The organism is Metasolibacillus sp., assembly GCF_025291715.1.
GTDB lineage: Bacteria > Bacillota > Bacilli > Bacillales_A > Planococcaceae > Metasolibacillus > Metasolibacillus louembei.
The window spans coordinates 87351-106270 of the sequence record NZ_JAMBIZ010000002.1; the positions used below are offsets into that span (position 1 = coordinate 87351).

At 41.9% G+C, this 18920-nt stretch carries 18 protein-coding genes; 1 reads left to right on the plus strand and 17 read right to left on the minus strand.

The features are described 5' to 3' along the window. Positions 1-27: 27 nt before the first annotated feature. The 7 genes from M3Z76_RS02105 to mce all read right to left on the minus strand — a co-directional run bounded on the left by M3Z76_RS02105 (position 28) and on the right by mce (position 5988). Positions 28-540, minus strand: coding sequence for a cupin domain-containing protein (locus tag M3Z76_RS02105; protein ID WP_293920507.1), 513 nt, complete (start codon positions 538-540; stop codon positions 28-30). A 69-nt stretch (positions 541-609) separates the two neighbouring features. Further along, the gene (locus tag M3Z76_RS02110; RefSeq protein ID WP_293920509.1) at positions 610-1116 is read right to left on the minus strand and encodes a DUF1648 domain-containing protein; all 507 of its coding nucleotides are present in this window, start codon (positions 1114-1116) and stop codon (positions 610-612) included. 76 nt (positions 1117-1192) lie between these two features. Next, positions 1193-1678 (minus strand): chemotaxis protein CheW, encoded by a 486-nt coding sequence (locus M3Z76_RS02115; protein WP_293920510.1) that lies wholly within the window; start codon positions 1676-1678, stop codon positions 1193-1195. A gap of 14 nt (positions 1679-1692) precedes the next feature. After that, positions 1693-2805, minus strand: coding sequence for a M20/M25/M40 family metallo-hydrolase (locus M3Z76_RS02120; RefSeq protein ID WP_293920512.1), 1113 nt, complete (start codon positions 2803-2805; stop codon positions 1693-1695). A gap of 69 nt (positions 2806-2874) precedes the next feature. Beyond that, positions 2875-3849 carry a hypothetical protein gene (locus tag M3Z76_RS02125; protein WP_293920514.1) on the minus strand — a complete coding sequence of 325 codons (975 nt, stop codon included), beginning with the start codon at positions 3847-3849 and terminating at the stop codon, positions 2875-2877. A 175-nt stretch (positions 3850-4024) separates the two neighbouring features. Next, entirely contained in the window at positions 4025-5572 is a 1548-nt protein-coding gene (locus tag M3Z76_RS02130; RefSeq protein WP_293920516.1) for an acyl-CoA carboxylase subunit beta, read from the minus strand. Between the two features lie 5 nt (positions 5573-5577). Further along, a complete protein-coding gene (gene mce, locus M3Z76_RS02135; protein ID WP_293920517.1) occupies positions 5578-5988 on the minus strand; it encodes a methylmalonyl-CoA epimerase in 411 nt (136 codons plus the stop codon). 89 nt (positions 5989-6077) lie between these two features. On the opposite strand from mce, the gene prli42 reads away from it, so the two are divergent. Next, on the plus strand, positions 6078-6173 hold the full coding sequence (prli42, locus tag M3Z76_RS02140) for a stressosome-associated protein Prli42 (protein ID WP_293920518.1): 96 nt from the start codon (positions 6078-6080) through the stop codon (positions 6171-6173). A gap of 27 nt (positions 6174-6200) precedes the next feature. Here the strand turns inward: prli42 and M3Z76_RS02145 are convergent, their stop codons facing one another. The 10 genes from M3Z76_RS02145 to M3Z76_RS02190 all read right to left on the minus strand — a co-directional run bounded on the left by M3Z76_RS02145 (position 6201) and on the right by M3Z76_RS02190 (position 18762). Then, positions 6201-7160, minus strand: a complete 960-nt coding sequence (locus M3Z76_RS02145) for an aromatic acid exporter family protein (protein ID WP_293920519.1) — start codon at positions 7158-7160, stop codon at positions 6201-6203. A gap of 63 nt (positions 7161-7223) precedes the next feature. Continuing rightward, the gene (locus tag M3Z76_RS02150; RefSeq protein ID WP_066164369.1) at positions 7224-7664 is read right to left on the minus strand and encodes a BrxA/BrxB family bacilliredoxin; all 441 of its coding nucleotides are present in this window, start codon (positions 7662-7664) and stop codon (positions 7224-7226) included. A gap of 68 nt (positions 7665-7732) precedes the next feature. Continuing rightward, positions 7733-8815 (minus strand): methylmalonyl Co-A mutase-associated GTPase MeaB, encoded by a 1083-nt coding sequence (meaB, locus tag M3Z76_RS02155; protein WP_293920522.1) that lies wholly within the window; start codon positions 8813-8815, stop codon positions 7733-7735. Beyond that, complete coding sequence (gene scpA, locus M3Z76_RS02160; RefSeq protein WP_293920524.1) at positions 8815-10962, minus strand: methylmalonyl-CoA mutase; 2148 nt, start codon at positions 10960-10962, stop codon at positions 8815-8817. The genes meaB and scpA overlap by 1 nt, the downstream gene beginning before the upstream one ends. Beyond that, positions 10959-12647 carry a methylmalonyl-CoA mutase family protein gene (locus tag M3Z76_RS02165; RefSeq protein WP_293920525.1) on the minus strand — a complete coding sequence of 563 codons (1689 nt, stop codon included), beginning with the start codon at positions 12645-12647 and terminating at the stop codon, positions 10959-10961. Before M3Z76_RS02165 ends, scpA begins: the two co-directional genes overlap by 4 nt. A 113-nt stretch (positions 12648-12760) precedes the next feature. Further along, on the minus strand, positions 12761-14083 hold the full coding sequence (locus tag M3Z76_RS02170; protein WP_293920526.1) for a dihydrolipoamide acetyltransferase family protein: 1323 nt from the start codon (positions 14081-14083) through the stop codon (positions 12761-12763). Positions 14084-14095: 12 nt separating this feature from the next. Next, positions 14096-15079: an alpha-ketoacid dehydrogenase subunit beta gene (locus tag M3Z76_RS02175; protein ID WP_293920527.1), complete on the minus strand. Its 984-nt coding sequence runs from the start codon at positions 15077-15079 to the stop codon at positions 14096-14098. After that, a complete protein-coding gene (locus tag M3Z76_RS02180) occupies positions 15079-16077 on the minus strand; it encodes a thiamine pyrophosphate-dependent dehydrogenase E1 component subunit alpha (RefSeq protein ID WP_293920528.1) in 999 nt (332 codons plus the stop codon). Before M3Z76_RS02180 ends, M3Z76_RS02175 begins: the two co-directional genes overlap by 1 nt. Positions 16078-16176: 99 nt before the next feature. Then, on the minus strand, positions 16177-17598 hold the full coding sequence (lpdA, locus tag M3Z76_RS02185) for a dihydrolipoyl dehydrogenase (protein WP_293920529.1): 1422 nt from the start codon (positions 17596-17598) through the stop codon (positions 16177-16179). Between the two features lie 69 nt (positions 17599-17667). After that, positions 17668-18762 (minus strand): Glu/Leu/Phe/Val family dehydrogenase, encoded by a 1095-nt coding sequence (locus M3Z76_RS02190; protein ID WP_293920530.1) that lies wholly within the window; start codon positions 18760-18762, stop codon positions 17668-17670. Positions 18763-18920: the final 158 nt, after the last annotated feature.

The window sequence follows — 18920 nt, forward strand, 5'->3', positions numbered from 1 at the left end:
TTATACGTAGAAAGGTGCGAAAAGGATTCATTTTTTCTGTTCATCCACCGTGCCAAAACGGTGCTCTGGCGGGGCATAAACCGAAAATAACTTTAATGGACGTTGACCAATATTAATGATATTATGCCATTTTCCAGCAGGTATAAAAATGCCATCTCCCGGATTAACCATGCGTTCTACTTCTGGATGATCTCTGCGGTCACCAATGCGCACATAGCCTTGCCCTTCCTCAATATAGAAAAATTGATCTGTCGCTGGGTGTCGCTCTGCACCAATATCTTCTCCTACGCGAATATTCATTAAAGTTGTTTGTAAATGCTTTCCTGTCCAAATTGTTCGGCGGAATGCTTGATTGCGTAATGTCGCATTGTGCAAATTCACTACATAGGGAGATTTCCCATAATCTCTTATTGATGTGCTATCATGGTGATGCTGTCCATGCCATGGATAGCTTGGCTGCATTGGGGGTTGTGGGAGCATTGGATGATACGGATATTGCTGCATCGGATTTTGTGCATAATAATAGCCGTTATAATACACTTTTTAGCCTCCTCTAAATTATCAACTTGCCCTATGCTATGCGAAAAGCTGTACAAATGTCCCAATTCTTTATTGAACTCTCGCCATTTTAATTATTCCAGCAAATATGATAATAAAAAGTGACGCAATAAGCACAATAAAAGCAGTTGAGTTGAGCAATAGCCTTTCTTGTTGTGCCATTATCACAATTTCATAAGTAATATAGGCAAAAAGAATCGCACATACATTTTTTGTGTAATTGATTATTCTTTTGCTTACTTTATAAAATTGTTCAACATTTGCTTCATTGATGCGGTCAGGATAATTATGCAAATGTGGCTTATTTTCTACAATTTGCAAGCAGATAAATAAGGCAATATTAATTACTGGTAATAGCAACATTTCGTACTTAGAGCCCCAGCGGTCAATTTCACCAATGCCATTGAAATGCATCGGCACTTGTGCAGGTAAGCTTGACCAATTCCATGCGATAAATATCAGGGAAAATAATATTGCCATGCACCCGATTATATTGGCTATTTTCTCTGTTGTTGAGCTTGGAAAATTTATTTTCGGTCGGTACGGTTTTGTCAGCATGTTTTCACCCCTCTTCCTATCTTCTATACTATTTAAAGCATAAAAAAGTTTCAGCTATTAGCAAAAAGCCGATGCATCACGCATCGGCTCCCTTTTCATCTTCAAGCATTTTATGCATATAGGCAATAATTTCGCGAATCCCCTCTAAGGAATCTACTAAAATTTTTGGATCAACGCACGTAATCATGCGATTTTCTAAATTGGCAACGGCTGTGAAATATTTTGTTTTTGCGTAATTCACTAAGCCAATTTGCTGTAATTCATTTTCGCCAAAGTCTAAAATTTCCTTGGCATCTGTTACGACAAGTCCATAATTCACCACATCTGTATTTAATACAATAATACGCACTAAATCCCCTGTGCTTGGCTTATCGTATAAAATTCGCTGAAAATCAATAACAGGTATTAATTCGCCTCGAATGCGCGTGAAGCCTAGTAAATAGTTTGGCAAATGTGGAATTGGTGTAATATGCTCAAGCTTTTCAATTGAGACAACTTGCCCAACTGGTGCTGCATATTCTTCATTGCCACAGCCAAACACGACTGATTTACGAAAATCCATTAATTTGCCCTCCCTTATTTCGTTGTTTGCTTAACAACTTCGACTAATAAGTTTGCAAGCTTCTCTAATTCAGCAATTGGCATACGCTCGTTTGTCGTATGAATTTCCTCATAGCCGACTGCAAAATTCACCGTTGGAATGCCGAAGCCTGAAATGACGTTGGCATCGCTACCGCCGCCTGATGCAAATAATGTTGGCTCATCACCGATTGCACGCACTGCTGCCGTTGCTACTTGTACCACTTTATCAGCCTCTGTTACACGGAAGCCTGGGTACATTAATAATACTTCGACCTCTGCACGTCCACCTAATTCACTCGCTACACGCTCAAAAGTTTCCTGCATATGTGCTGTTTGAGCATTTAATTTTTCTTCAACAATTGAACGTGCCTCCGCTAAAATATATACTTCATCACAAACGATATTTGTTGCTTTACCGCCTTCAAAGCGACCGATGTTTGCTGTTGTTTCAAAATCTAAACGACCTAGCTTCATTTCGGCAACTGCCTTCGAAGCAATAGTAATCGCTGAAATCCCTTTTTCTGGTGCGACACCAGCATGTGCAGATTTTCCGAAAATTTTCGCATGCACCTTTGCTTGGAATGGTGCAGCTGTCACGATATGTCCTACTTTCCCACTGCTATCAACCGCAAAGCCATATTTCGCAATAATGTGCTCAGGATTTAGCTCTTTAGCACCAACTAGACCGCTTTCTTCACCAGCTGTAATGACAAATTGAATTGTGCCATGTGCAATATTTTCTTCTTTTAAACGGCGTATCATTTCAAATAGAGCGGAAATTCCTGCTTTATCATCCGCTCCTAAAATCGTCGTGCCATCTGAGTAAATATAGCCATCCTCACGCACCTCAGGCTTAATACCAACACCTGGCACAACCGTATCCATATGGCATGTGAAATAGATTGGCTCTACATCTAATGTTCCAGGTAATGTGGCAATAATATTGCCTGCGCCATGTCCGTTACGTGTATGTGCATCGTCCTGTACAACATCAAATCCAAGCTCCTGTAGCTTTGCAACTAAAACAGGTGCAATTTTCTCCTCATGCTTTGTTTCAGAATCGATTTGTACAAGCTCTAAAAATTCATTAACTAAACGATTATTCATAGTTGAAAACTCCTTGTTATGTAAGTTATTATTGAAAATTCACACTAATCTTATTGTACGTCTCCTTGTTCAGAAAAACAATGACTCATCTTCTGTCGCAAAAATATTTTCGCGCTGCTTAGCGATATCTTTTTCTTTTTCTAGTAAATAGTCTAGCTTATTTTCAAGCATTAGCTGCGTGTTGGCTACGTCATCTTGTACGCGTTTCAATTGCTCAATTGCCGTCGCAATTTTCGAATGAATTGACCAAGCTGAAAAAATATCATCGAAGAAGTAATCTGCAAATTTAACAAAGCCATCGACCTCTACCGCAAAAGCTTTATGCTGCATATTTTGTACGTCAAGAAGCTCGTTGTGGTAGCGTTGTAAGGCCATCTGCGCCTTATGAATATACGCCTCTGAGTGATTTAATTTTTCATGCTTCATCGCCGTGGCAATCAAGCCACCACCTAAAAAGGTATCCCATGTGGAATAATCTTTCGCCTTGACTAAATTTTCAAGTGCATCCATTAAAGTGCGCATTGCCGTTGCACCCGCTTCCTGTGCCTCCACAATTTCCTTTTTCAGCTGCTTTACATGTAGCTCCTGCTCTAGCAAATCATTCAATTTCTCCGCCTGCTTTGGTGCATGCTGCATTAACCATAGTTCCTTTTGTCTCGTTATTTTTTTAAATTGCTCAGCAATTGTTACTAGATCTTCTGCTTGAATTTTGCTAGTTAAAGTAGCCAAATCCTGCTGTAAATCTTCATGCATCAACTGACTTTCAATTAATTTTAATTCCTGTGTTGCGACAACGCCAAATTGTACTTCCATTTTTTCATCATATTTCCCTGTCCATTTTTGAAAAAGCTGAAGAAAGGAAAACTGCTCCAATTTATTTAATCGCTTCTTCGCCTCAATTAATTGCGCCTCATAGCCTTCGATTTCACGCTGTGCACGGCGCATTTGCTTTTCAATTGCCTGCTTTTGCTTTGTTAATTTTTCAATCGCTCGCAAACGTAATTGGTAGTCGCTATATTGCTGCTGTAGCTGTTGCCATTCCATGCTATCGCCCCCTTGCTTAATTTTACCATGCAGTTGTTGGGAAGTCGCTGATATATTTGAAAAACCGCTGATATCTGCTCAAAAGTCGCCGATATATCCTTGAAACCCACTGATATAATTCAACATTGCTAATCAACATAAAAAAGCTACCCCAAATTGAGATAGCTCGTTTTTCTTATAGCGGAATATTGCCATGCTTTTTATATGGGCGATCCTCATGCTTTGTTGATAGCATGTCAAGCGCCTGCATTAGCTTCATACGTGTTTCACGTGGGTCAATGACATCGTCTACCATGCCGCGGGATGCCGCAACATATGGGTTGGCAAACTTTTCTTTATACTCTTCGATTTTCGCTGCACGTGTTGCTTCTGGGTCGCTTGATTTTGCGATTTCACCTGCGTGGATAATGTTGGCTGCACCTGCTGCGCCCATTACGGCAATTTCTGCGTTTGGCCAAGCGAATACTAGATCAGCGCCAATCGCCTTAGAGTTTAAGGCTACATATGCACCGCCATATGCTTTACGTAAAATAACCGTGATTTTTGGTACTGTTGCTTCTGAATAAGCATATAAAATTTTCGCACCGTGACGAATAATACCACCATGCTCCTGCTTAACGCCTGGGAAGAAGCCTGACACATCCTCAAATGTAATAACAGGTACGTTGTAGGCATCGCAAGTACGAACGAAGCGTGCTAATTTATCTGATGAATCGATATCTAAGCCGCCTGCTAAAAACTTCGGCTGGTTACATACTAAGCCGACCGATTCACCCGCAATACGAGCAAAGCCGACAACAACGTTTTTAGCAAACTCCTTTTGCACTTCCATAAAGGAGCCTTCATCGACAACTTGCTCCACCACTTTGCGCACATCGTAAGATTTCGTCTGGTCGATTGGCACAACGTCCACTAGCTCTGAACGGTATTCATCACCCGCTATATACGGAGCTTTCGGCGCTTTTTCCTTATTGTTTTGTGGCAAATAGCTTAACAGCTGTTGAATTTGTTTGATTGCCGCTTCCTCATTTGGTGCACGGAAATGTGCATTGCCGCTAATCGTATTATGCACCTTTGAGCCACCTAAGCCTTCAGAGGAAATTTTTTCACCTGTTACCGTTTCAATTACTTTCGGCCCTGTAATAAACATTTGTGATGTTTTATCAACCATTAAAATGAAGTCAGTAATCGCTGGTGAATAAACGGCACCACCCGCACAAGGTCCCATAATAACAGAAATTTGTGGAATCACACCTGAATAAATCGAGTTGCGATAAAAAATATGCCCGTAGCCATCCAATGATAAAACGCCCTCTTGAATACGTGCGCCACCTGAATCATTAATGCCGATAAAAGGCGTGCCATTTTTCGCTGCTAAATCCATCACAGCAGCAATCTTTTTCGCATGCATTTCACCGAGTGCTCCCCCGAACACTGTAAAATCTTGTGCGAATAAGTAAACGTTACGCCCATTAATTTTTCCGAAGCCTGTCACAACCCCATCGCCTGGCCCCTCTAAGCTCGCCATACCAAAGTCAATTGTACGATGCGTAATAAATGGGTTGATTTCAACAAATGTACCTTCATCAAGTAGTAAATCAATGCGCTCACGTGCTGTTAGCTTGCCCTTTTCATGCTGCTTGTCAATACGCGCATCTCCCCCACCTAATTCGATAACGCTTTTACGGTCATATAGCTCGTGAATTTTATCAAACATATCCATTCTCTTTATTCCCCTTTTCCACTTTTATCACATAATTCATATAGCACACCGAAGGAGTCCTTTGGGTGTAAAAAGGCAACCTCTGCACCACCTGCACCAGGCCCTGGCTCCTCTGATAAAAGGCGTACCCCTTTTTCACGCAATTCTACCATACGCTCACGAATATCAGTTACCCCAAATGCGATATGGTGAATGCCTTCGCCACGCTTTTCTATAAAGCTATGAATCGTGCTTTCTTCACTCATCGGTGCTAAAAGCTCTAGCTTGACATTGCCTGCGTCAATAAAAGCAACCTTCACTTTTTGAGAGGCAACTTCCTCTATTTTTAATAAAGTTAAACCGAGCGTTTCTGTATAATAAGCTAGACGCTCCTCTATATTTTTCACAGCAATCCCAATATGATCTACTTTTTTCATCGAATTATCCACCTTCTATATCGATTATACTTGAGAATTTTGAAAGATTTGATAAACTAAATACAGATATATCGAAGGAGCGATTTGAAATGAGCAATAAAAAGTTTCAAAAAGTCGTTGTTTACTCAATGGTTATCATTATGTTAATCTCAACAATTGCCATGGGTGTAGCGGCTATTATGTAATTAGGATGCTTATATAGCATCCTCTTTTTATTTATGTAAGCCTGCAAACGACTGTTTAATCGCTAAATACTGTTCCATCTCCTCAATACATTGATACAATGCAGCCATTGCCAAAAAGGTTTGATGGTCTGTTGGTAAAGGCATCTCTGCAAACTTCACTTTGACTCTATCAAGCTTTTCAATGAAATGGCTGGCTGTATTGCCAGAGTGAACATGCTCACTCAAATCCTCCATGAAAACAGCTACTACTTCGGCTTGTTGTACTATAACAGGCAAGGCCGTAATTTTCGGTAAAATTCGCTCGATAATTTCAAGCTGCTGCTCTCGCATATCAAAATATACGTAATATGAATTACTTTTGCGCGTTAAGTGGTTTTCAACATCTTGGAAAGCAATCGCCTTGGCCTTATTGATGACTTCGGCTGCTGCAATCAGCTCATGACCGTCCCACAATGATTCCCCATTCCTTAAATATTGCGCAATTTCAGAAAATATCTTTTGGTAATATGCCTCAATTTGTAGTCGATAGGCATCTAGCTTCGGCTGAATATCCGGCATATACATATTGACTGCTAGCCCTACTCCATAGCCAATCAGCATTAAATAAATTTCATTTTGTAGCAAGGTCCATGAAAAATGCCCTGCTGAATAAATATGCAAAACGATAACAGCACTTGATACGAAGCCTGCTGTCACGTGAAATGATACGAGTAAAGGAAGAAAAATAATGAACATGATACCTAGCATAATTGGATGATAGCTAATTAGCTCAAATGCAAGCCATGCGAGCAGCATCCCTAATAAGCTAGCAACAAATCTTGTATAAACAGCATGCACCGATTTTCGCTTCGTCGGCTGGATGCATAAAATGGTTAAAATCGCAGCAGACGTATAAAATTGCAAATCGAAAAAATGGGCGAGGGCAATCGCAAGCGCTGCACCAACCGCCGTTTTCAGCGTACGGTAGCCAATCGAAAATTTTTTCATCGTCGGAAGCCTCTCTTTTAGGTGAAAATAGAGGCTGTCCATAAAGAACAGCCTATTTTGATGCTATACTTCCTCACAATATTCTTCGAAGTTACCTTGCAGGTTTAACACAACAGACATTGGGTCATGCCCTTCAATTTCATAGCGTCCAACTTCCGCTACAACTTGCCCATCCTTTAATAAAACAAAAGATGGTGATGATGGTAAATGGTCTTCACCAAAATGATAGCGTGCTGCTGCTGTCGCTTCTTTGTCTTGCCCTGCAAAAACTGTTACTAAATGGTCAGGACGTTTATCGTAATGCACCGCCTGTGTCGCTGCTGGGCGAGCAATACCACCTGCACAGCCACATACAGAGTTCACCATAACAAGCGTTGTGCCTGGACGAGCAAAGGCTGCTTCTACCTCTTCAGGTGTGCGCAATTGCTCGTAGCCTGCTGCCTCCATTTCCGCGCGAGCTGTTGTCGTAATTTGCTGCATAAATAAATCATAATCCATGTTCATAATTGTATTCGCTCCTTTCATACTATTTCATCATAGCAAGACATTTCGCGATATGCAAAGAACTGATTTTAATTATTTTTAAATAGCTGTTCGACGCCTTGTGTCACTGTTAATTTGCCTTGTAAAATAGCATTTTCTAGTTGGCTAACCTGCATTTTATTGTCGGCATTTTGATAAAAGGAATCGAGTAAATGGTCCATAATCATTGCATGGAACCAATCGCGGGTTTGCGCATTACGTCGTATCAGCCAATAGTTTGAGGCTTGTACCTTTTCTTCAAACTGCTGAATCATTTGCCATGTTTCCTGCAAGCCTGTTTTTGCATGTGAAGATACCGCAAGTGCTGTGCTCATCCAGCCCGGTGTAGCAGGCTGTAAAAAATGCAAAATTTGCTTGTATTCCTGCACCGTTTTGCGTGCAGGACGCACATTATCGCCATCGCTTTTATGGACGATAATGCCATCTGCTAGCTCCATAATGCCCTTTTTCATGCCTTGCAGCTCATCACCCGCACCAGTCAACACCAAGAGTAAGAAGAAGTCCACCATGCCCCGCACATACGTTTCACTTTGTCCAACACCAACTGTTTCAATTAAAATGACATCATAGCCTGCTGCCTCGCAAACAAGCATCGTTTCACGCGTTTTTTTATGCACGCCACCTAATGTTCCAGCGCTCGGTGATGGACGTACGAAGGAGTTTGGCTTGCGTACAAGCTCCTCCATTCGCGTTTTATCACCTAAAATGCTGCCACCAGAAATGGATGAGCTTGGATCAATCGCTAAGACGGCAACCTTTTTGCCCATATCGCAAAGCATCGAGCCAAACGCTTCAATAAAGGAGCTCTTTCCCGCACCTGGTACGCCTGTAATGCCAATGCGAATGCTGTTCCCTGTATAAGGCAGCAACTCCTGTAATAAGCTTTGTGCTTGCTCTTTATGCATTGCATTTGAGCTTTCAATTAAGGTGATCGCCTTGGATAAGGAAATGCGATTGCCTGCTTTTACTTCCTCAGCCAATGTCACAACATCAAGCGTCGTTTGCTGTTTTTTACGGAATTTCTTCGGTTTGCCATAATTCATGCCGTCATGACCACCTTTCACACCGTCCATGACAAATAGTGCACTTTGTTGCTCCAAGCGTTTATCCATTACTTTGCCACTTCCTCGTAGCCTAGCTGTTTATAAATTTCCTCAATGATTTTTTGGGCGGAAACTGGAATCACTGTTCCTGGCCCGAAAATAGCGACTGCCCCTGCTTCATAAAGGAATTCATAATCCTGCGCTGGGATTACACCACCGCAAATAACGATAATGTCCTCACGCCCTAGCTTTTTCAGCTCGCCAACAAGTGCGGGTACTAGCGTTTTATGCCCTGCTGCTAATGAGGATACACCGACGCAATGCACATCATTTTCCACTGCCATCTGTGCCGTTTCCTCTGGCGTCATAAATAATGGTGAAATATCAACATCAAAGCCTAGGTCTGCATAGCCTGTTGCGATTACTTTCGCACCACGGTCATGTCCGTCCTGCCCCATTTTTGCCACTAAAATACGTGGACGGCGTCCTTCATTTTCAAGGAATTCCTCTGTCATTTGCTTCACTTCATTAATTTGCTCCTCATCCGAGAAATTCGATGAGTAAACGCCTGAAATCGAGCGGATAATCGCTTTATGACGACCTGATACCTTTTCAATAGCATCCGAAATTTCGCCTAATGATGCACGTGCACGCGCTGCATCAACCGCAACAGCTAGCAAGTTCTCCTCACCTGTTTGGGCCGCTTTTGTGAGGCGGGCTAAATGCTTTTGTACTTCCTCTTCATTACGGTTTGCCTTCATTTTTTCCAAGCGCTCAATTTGCTGCTGGCGCACGACTGCGTTATCGATATCTAAAATGTCGATCGGCTCTTCCTCTGCTAAACGATATTTATTCACACCAACAATCGTTTCTGTTTTTGAGTCGATTTTCGCCTGACGCTTCGCCGCAGCTTCCTCCACTTTCATTTTTGGTAAGCCGGTATCAATCGCCTTCGCCATACCACCAAGCTCTTCAATTTCCTCGATTAACGCCCACGCTTTTTCCGTTAGCTCCTCTGTTAGCTTTTCTACATAGTATGAGCCACCCCATGGGTCAATCACCTTTGTCATGCCTGTTTCCTCTTGTAAAAAGAGCTGTGTATTACGTGCAATACGTGCCGAGAAATCAGTCGGTAAAGCAATCGCCTCATCGAGCGCATTTGTATGCAATGATTGCGTATGTCCCATTGCAGCCGCATTCGCTTCGATTAGTGTACGCGTCACATTATTGAATGGGTCCTGCTCTGTTAAGGACCAGCCAGACGTTTGTGAATGTGTACGCAAAGCTAATGATTTCGGGTTTTTCGGGTTAAATGTCGACATCATTTGTGCCCAAATGCGACGTGCTGCACGCATTTTAGCGATTTCCATATAGTAATTCATCCCGATTGCCCAGAAGAACGACAAACGTGGTGCAAAGGCATCGATATCAATACCTGCCTTTAAGCCTGTGCGTACATATTCCAAGCCATCTGCTAATGTGTAGGCAAGCTCAATATCGTTTGTCGCACCTGCTTCTTGAATATGATAGCCTGAAATTGAAATCGAATTGAATTTCGGCATAAATTTCGCTGTAAACTCAAAAATATCTGCAATAATTTTCATCGACATCGCTGGTGGATAAATATACGTATTACGCACCATGTATTCCTTTAAAATATCGTTTTGAATCGTACCAGCAAGCTGCTCTGGCTTTACACCTTGCTCCTCTGCCGCCACAATATAAAAAGCTAATACAGGTAGTACTGCGCCGTTCATCGTCATCGATACCGACATTTGATCTAACGGAATGCCGTCGAATAAAATTTTAGCATCCTCAACAGAGTCAATCGCTACTCCTGCTTTCCCAACATCCCCAGTTACACGCGGGTGGTCAGAATCATAGCCGCGATGCGTCGCTAAATCAAATGCAACAGATAAGCCTTTTTGCCCCATTGCTAAATTGCGTCGATAAAAGGCATTTGATTCTTCGGCTGTTGAGAAGCCTGCATATTGGCGCACCGTCCAAGGACGTGCAACATACATCGTTGGATACGGTCCTCTTGTATTTGGTGCGATGCCTGCTACATCCTGTAAATGCTTGATGTCCTTCATGTCATCCTTTGTGTAGACATTTTTCACTTCAATACCTTCATTTGTCATAAAGGTAGTTGTCGCTTGAAGGCCTTCTGTTGCTAGTATATCCTCGATAACAATCCCTTGAAAGTTCGCGTTCATCCTTGTACCTCCTTTAAGCTTGCCATCACTGCATTGAGCTTTTGGATCATATTTTGACCAGCAAAGATGAAGCCATTTAGTCCATCAGCTTGCCATGCCTGCTCTTCTTCTTTAAATTTCCCTGCCACATCGAGCAACTGCTTTTCTTGCTTCACTTTTAACAGCGCAGGTACTACCGTTTTCGCATCTTCATCCATTGCCGCGACGACGATATAATCATAATCCGTTGTCTTGAGCCAGCGCTCAGCTTCCTCAATCGTTGAAATTGCACCAGACTGTTCTATCGTAATACCAGCTGTTGCGAAAAAGCCTGCAACAAAATCGGCACGCGCTTTGAAGTTTTTCAATTCGCCAAATGTTAAAATCGCCATTTTGGCGTTTTGCTGTGCATAGCTTTCACGCAATTTTTCAAATGGAATCGCTAAACGCTTGACATCGACAAATTGCACATTGCTTTCTGGAGCCATGCTATCTGCTGGGTTTGCATAAATATTTGTGCCAATTAAAGAGGCTTTACGTGTTTCAATTTGCTTAATACGCGTTTGATAAACATCCTCGATTTTCGTATCAATTCGGTATGCTTCTAGCCCACCCGCAGCTTCAATTTGTATAAACAGCTGCCATGCCTCCTTTACTAAATCGGCTGTTAATGATTCGATAAAGTATGAGCCACCGGAAGGGTCTGTGACATTTAATACATGCGATTCTTCATTTGCAACTAATAATACATTGCGTGCAATACGTATCGATTGCTCTGTCGGTTTTGTTAACACATCATGTGGATGGACTGTGAAGACATCAACACCACCAATAATCCCTGCAAAGGCTTCATTTCCTGCACGTAATAAATTCACATAAACATCAAGCTTTGAGAAGCTGCGTACAGATGTTTCCGCTACGATCGGTACAGCAATTGCCTCTGCTCCAAGCCCCTTTGAAAAGGCTTTCCACAGCACTTTAAATGCGCGAATTTTCGCGATTTCCATAAAGAATTGTGTATCAATGGCAAAGCTGACGAAAAATTTTTGTGCAACGTCCTCATAGCTTGTTGCTTTCTTGGCTAAATCGCTCGCTTGTGCTAACGCAATTGCTAGCTCCTGCACAGCATTTGCTCCATTGTTATGGTATTTCACAGTATTGCTATGTGCTGTACGGACATTTGGGAAATCAGCTAATTCCAGCGACTCTCTTGAAACAATATAGCCTGTGACAGCATGTTTTTTATCTGCTGCAATTTTTGTAAATACTTGCATTAATGGGTCGTTACTATTTTCAACAATTAGCTTAAACGTGTACTCTGTCATAAAGTCAGCTAGGCTTGTTAAAATAGCTGTATCCCATTCAAACGCCACACGGCTATCAATCGTTAGCACCTCATTACCACGTGCTAAGCTGTCCTGTAAATTTGTTAAAAATTGTTCAGCACTATCGCCGTAAATTTGTTGGGCAATTTCAAAGGAATCTGTTGCTTTCATTGTGCGAATTGTTGCAACTTGCTTTTCTAGCTGTTCACCTAATTTGTCAATTAACGTCGCTTCTGTGTAAAGTGGCTCTAATGTAATGCCTTCAATTGTTTTAGTTAATAAGGATTCAAATGGCTTCCCTTTTAAGGCTTTCGTTGCCTGCTCCTGCCATTCCTCATAGCTGGCTGATGCAAATTGAATCTCTTTCATATTTGTTGTCATGCAGTTGAGCTTCCCCCTTTATCATTTCCTATTTCATATATTACATGAGAAAGCGCTAACAATAAAGAGAAAAAATTAAAGAAAGCCCGTCATGACGGGCTTTCTAGAGGTTGTCAGTAGACTGACATCGTCTCTTTATTGACGTTTTCGAGTATTTCTTTTACTCTATTTAGAAATTTCCCGCAAACTAATCCATCTAAAACTCGATGATCTAATGATAAACATAAATTCACCATATCACGTGCTGCGAACATATTTCCTTCCATAATAACAGGTCGTTTTACAATTGCTTCCACCTGCAAAATAGCAGCTTGCGGATAATTGATAATACCCATCGACTGAACTGAGCCAAATGAGCCTGTATTATTCACAGTAAATGTACCACCTTGCATATGCTCAGAGCGTAATTTCCCTGTGCGCACTAGCTGTGACAATTCATGAATTTCACGTGCAATGCCTTTAACTGATTTCTCATCGACATTTTTAATAACAGGCACGAATAATGCGTCCTCTGTCGCTACTGCAATCGATAAATTAATATCTTTTTTCTGAATAATTTTATCGCCAGCCCACATTGAATTCATCATTGGGAATTCCTTTAACGCTTGGCTAATCGCTTTCATAAAGAAGGCGAAATACGTTAAATTAAAGCCTTCATTGCGCTTAAATTCATTTTTAAGAGAGTCGCGGTACGCTACTAAATTCGTTACGTCCACTTCCATCATCATCCATGCGTGTGGCACTTCATGCTTGCTACGCAACATATTGTTCGCAATCGCACGACGCACAGCTGTCACAGGAATTTCTACATCACCTGCTGCTGTTGGAATAACTGGCGCAGGAGGAGCTTGTACAGGCTCTTGCGCTGCTTGTGGAGCAGACGGTGCTATTGCAGGCGCTTCTACTGGCTGTGCAGGTGCTGTCGGAATTTGTCCAGACGCAATAATCGCTTGAATGTCTTTACGTGTAATACGTCCTCCTACACCGCTACCCTGTACCAATGTTAAATCAATGTTATGCTCTGCCGCCAATGTTAAAACAGCTGGTGAATAGCGTGCTTTGTCGCGTGGTACCTTGACCATTGCTTGCTGTGCAGCAGGCTGAGCTGGTGTTTCCTCTTTATGTTGAACACCCGCATTTAAAATGGCTGAGCTGACATTCGATGTTTTCTCTGCTGATGGCTCACTAACATCTCCTTGTACATCAATCGTACAGACGATAGCACCAACAGGTAACGTTTCCCCTTCATTTGCGATAAGCTCACTGACAATTCCTTCAAAGGAAGAAGGGATTTCTGCATTTACTTTATCTGTATTGACTTCCGCTAACGGATCATATTTATTTACTTTATCGCCCGGCTTGACAAGCCAACGCTCAATTGTTCCCTCTGTTACACTCTCGCCTAACTGGGGCATTACAATATTTTGAATTGCCATTGTTATTCCTCCTTAAAATGCAGCAAGCTCACGCATTGCTTGCTCAACTTTATCAGGATTAATCATAAAGAATTTTTCCATTGTTGGTGCGTAAGGCATTGCAGGTACATCTGGACCAGCTAAACGCTTAATTGGCGCATCTAATTCAAATAAGCAATGCTCCGCAATAATTGCTGACACTTCACTCATAATGCTACCTTCTTTATTATCTTCTGTTACAAGCAACACTTTGCCTGTTTTGCTTGCCGCTTCAATAATCGCTTCTTTATCTAATGGGTAAACTGTACGTAAATCTAAAATATGTGCTTGAATACCGTCTGCCGCTAATCGCTCTGCTGCTTGCAATGCAAAATGTACTGCTAAGCCGTAAGTGATTACGGTAATATCGTCACCTTCACGTTTCACGTCTGCCTTGCCAATCGGTAATGTATAATCATCTGCTGGCACTTCCCCTTTAATTAGACGATACGCACGCTTATGCTCGAAAAATAGCACTGGGTCTTCATCACGAATTGCCGCTTTTAACAAGCCTTTCGCATCATATGGTGTAGAAGGGATAACGATTTTTAAGCCTGGTGTTCCTGCAAATAGCGCCTCTACTGATTGTGAATGGTAAAGCGCTCCGTGGATTCCTCCACCAAATGGTGCACGCACAACTAAAGGACATGTCCAATCATTGTTCGAACGGTAGCGAATTTTCGCTGCCTCCGACACAATTTGGTTCACTGCTGGCATAATGAAATCAGCAAATTGCATTTCGGCAATTGGACGCATACCATACATCGCAGCCCCAATCGCAACACCTGCAATCGCGCTTTCTGCTAAAGGTGTATCAAGGACGCGATATTCGCCAAATTGGTTGTAAAGCCCTGATGTTGCTTTAAATACACCACCTTTACGTCCAACGTCCTCCCCTAAAATAAAGACGCGCTCATCGCGTTCCATCTCTTCTTTCATCGCTAAATTAATTGCATCAATATAAGACATCACAGCCATTATTCGTCACCCTCCTCAGCATAAACGTATTTCAATGCGTGCTCTGGCTTCGCGTATGGTGCTGCCTCTGCATAATCTGTTGCTTCATTAACAATTGCAGCAATTTTAGCATTTAGCTCCTCAAACGTCTCAGCTGTCGCTACGCCCGCTTCAAGCAAGTAGTTTTCAAATAATAGCAACGGGTCATTTGCCTTACCTTCTGCTATATCTTCCGCTGTTCGATATTGGCGATCGTCATCGTCTGATGAGTGCGCTGTTAAACGATATGTGACCGTTTCAATTAAGCTTGGCCCTTCTCCACGTCTAGCACGATCTGCTGCTTCTTTTACTACTTTATATACTTCAAGTGGATTTTTGCCATCCACTGTAACCCCTGGCATACCATAGCCAATACCGCGGTCGGATACTTTCGCACAGCCTAATTGGCGCTCAACAGGCACAGAAATTGCATATTGATTGTTTTCTACCATAATAATAACAGGTAACTTATGCACGCCTGCGAAGTTTGCTCCTTCATGGAAGTCACCTTGGTTAGACGAGCCTTCCCCCAATGTTACGAATGTAATAAAATCCTCTTGCTGAATTTTCCCTGCAAGCGCAACACCAACTGCATGTGGTACTTGTGTCGTTACTGGTGAAGAACCTGTTAAAATACGATTCTTCTTTTGCCCAAAGTGCCCTGGCATTTGACGACCACCAGAGTTCGGGTCCTCGGCCTTTGCAAAAGCTGATAGCATTAAATCCTTTGCTGTCATACCAAAATGTAGAACAACGCCCATATCACGATAATATGGTGCGATATAGTCTTTGTCATTATCTAAGGCAAATGCTGCGCCAACCTGTGCAGCCTCCTGTCCTTGACAAGAAATAACAAAAGGTATTTTCCCCGCGCGATTTAATAGCCACATACGTTCATCAATACGTCTTGCCATCAGCATCGTTTCATACATCTTTAATACATCTTCATTTGTTAATCCAAGGTCTTCGTGTTTTAACATACGAACATCCCCTTTCACAGCTTTCTATTTAAGACTGCTAGGAAAACAAGCTTCCTAACAGCTATGTGCTCATTCATTATATGAATCATTTTTTTCAAGTTAGAAGTGAATTGCTCGACCTTCTATTGCCAGTGCAGCTTCCCCAATAATTTCACTTAGTGATGGGTGCGGGTGAATTGTTTGAGCAATCTCCCATGGACTTGCATCAAGCAATAGCGCAAGCGCTGATTCTGAAATCATATCCGTTACATGTGGACCAATCATATGAACGCCTAACAAGTCGTTTGTTTTACTATCTGCAATCATTTTGACAAAGCCTTCCGCATCCCCATGCACTAATGCTTTACCGATTGCTTTAAATGGAAACTTCGCCACCTTGACATCGAAGCCTTGCTCTTTCGCCTGCGCCTCTGTCAAGCCAACGCTTGATGCCTCTGGATACGAATAAATACAGCGTGCCACATTTGGATAATGAATCGCCTCTGTTTTATGTCCTGCAATATGCTCTACCGCAACAATGCCTTCATGTGAAGCGACATGCGCTAATTGCATACCACCAATCGCATCGCCGATTGCATAAATATGGCTTTCCTTCGTTTGATAGTTAGCATTTACTTGAATGTAAGAGCGCTCTGTTACGATTTCGGTATTTTCGAGACCAATACCTTCAGTGTTTGCTGTACGTCCTACGCTCACGAGCATTTTTTCAGCGCTATATGTCTCTGTTGTATCACCAGCAGTAACTGTAATGGATACTTCCTCATCTGCTTTTAACGTTTCCGTCTGCATGCGAGCATTTGTCACAATGCGTACACCACGCTTCGTTAACGCCTTCGTCATTTCCTTGGAAATATCTGCATCCTCTGTTGGTAAAATGCGATCTCCATACTCCAAAACCGTTACATCCACACCAAAGTCACAAAGCATTGATGCCCATTCAATTCCAATTACGCCACCACCTACAATTAATATAGAAGCAGGTAATGATTCCAGCTCTAGTGCATGGTCAGAATTTAATATACGTTCTCCGTCAACAGGAATCCCTTCCAGCGTTGCTGGCTTTGAACCAGTTGCGATAATGACATTTGTTGGTACGAGCATTTCATTTTCGCCACCGTCCGCTAGCTCCACTGAAATTGTTCCAGGCATCGGAGAAAATATAGAAGGACCTAATATACGACCTGTACCATAATAAACATCAATTTTGCCTTTTTTCATTAAACCTTCGATACCTGCATGTAATGTTTTAATAATGGAGTTTTTACGATTTTGTACTTGTTCAAATTGCAATTTGACACCTGCTACTTCTACTCCGAATGTTTCACTTTCTTTTGCTGTGCGATATACTTCAGCGCTTCTTAACAACGCCTTGCTTGGGATACAGCCTTTATGTAAGCATGTGCCCCCTAGCTTCGCCTTTTCAACAACTGCTGTTTTTAAACCGAGCTGTGCTGCTCGAATGGCTGCAACATAACCGCCTGTTCCGCCACCTAAAATGACCACATCATATTCATGTGCCATGAAAAACATCCCCCTTCTTTAGAAAAAAGGAAGCAAAGATTATCTTTACCTCCTTTTCGCCTGTCATGCTTAACGACCGTTTAAAATATTTTTTTCATTGCGTAAAAATTGGCTACGAGATTTCGCAACACGCGCAATACGATCCTCTGCAAGCTTGTTTGCAGCTAAGTATGTCGGTACATCTTGCTCTTTTGAAATTGTTAAGATTTTTGCGATGCTATCGTAAATTGTTTCTACTCGCTTCATCGCACGGTCGCGATTATAGCCATATAGCTCATCTGCTACATTGATTACCCCGCCTGCATTAATCACATAGTCAGGTGCATAAATAATGCCTTTTTCATGTAAAATTTGACCATGACGTGATTCCTGTAGCTGGTTGTTCGCTGAGCCAGCAATGACCTTCGCTTTTAATTGTGGAATCGTCTCATCATTAATAATCGCACCAAGTGCACATGGTGCAAAAATGTCTACATCTTGCTTATAAATGTCAGCTGGGTCAACCGCTGTCGCGCCAAATGCACTAACAACACGATCAACGGCTGCTTTGTTAATATCTGTTACAACTAATTTTACACCGTCTTTATGTAAATACTCACATAGTGTATATGCAACGTTTCCTAGCCCTTGTACAGCAACTGTGCGTCCTTCAAGTATATCTGTACCAAATGCTTCTTTCGCAGCTGCTTTAATACCTAAATAAACGCCATATGCCGTTACAGGAGATGGGTTACCCGATGAACCAAACGCTGGTGAAATACCTGTCACATAGTTTGTTTCCTCATGGATTAAATCCATATCAGTTACTGTTGTCCCAACATCCTCTGCTGTAATATAGCGACCATTTAAGCCTTGAATAAAGCGACCTAATGCACGGAACATTTCTTCGTTTTTATCTTTGAATGGATCGCCGATAATAACCGTTTTGCCTCCGCCTAAATTTAAGCCTGCTGCCGCATTTTTGTAAGTCATACCACGCGCTAATCGCAATGCATCCTCGATTGCATCTTCCTCTGATGCATATGTCCACATACGTGAACCACCGAGTGCTGGTCCTAACGTCGTATCATGGATTGCAATAATTGCCTTTAAGCCCGATTCTTTGTCCTGACAAAAAACGAGTTGTTCATAATCATACTTTTCCATGTACTTAAAGATTTCCATTGCATATACCCCTTTCAACTAAAAGAAAGCGTTTACTTTCTTGTTTACTATTGTGTTTTTCAAAAGTTCACAATTTCGCCATGAAAAAACCATTTATTTTCACTGCTTATTTTTACAATACGTTTAAATTCGTTTTTAATCAACAATTATTATGCAAT